Here is a 229-nt window from a genome sequence, read left to right on the forward strand (position 1 = left end):
GGCAAACGACACCTAGCGACCATTCCAGAACCTACCCCACCCGCCCACGCAAAAAATTGAGCATGTCGATCCGCGTGATCAGGCCGACGAACTTTTCGCCGTCCATCACGATGGCGACGTGGCCGCGGTCGAATACCGGCAGCAGGGCTTCGACCGGGGCGTGGACGGGGACCTTGTCGAGGCGGCTGACCATGGCGGCGGAAACCGGGTCGGCAAACCTGGATTCGTC

Annotated in this window: 1 protein-coding gene; it reads right to left on the reverse strand. The window is 63.3% G+C overall.

Annotation, left to right across the window (positions count from 1 at the left end):
• Positions 1-31 precede the first annotated feature (31 nt).
• On the reverse strand, positions 32-229 hold a 198-nt coding region (locus MTCD1_RS20530; RefSeq protein ID WP_200818733.1), incomplete at its 5' end, for a CBS domain-containing protein.

Source organism: Colwellia marinimaniae (assembly GCF_002207865.1).
GTDB classification, from domain to species: Bacteria; Pseudomonadota; Gammaproteobacteria; order Enterobacterales; family Alteromonadaceae; genus Colwellia; species Colwellia marinimaniae.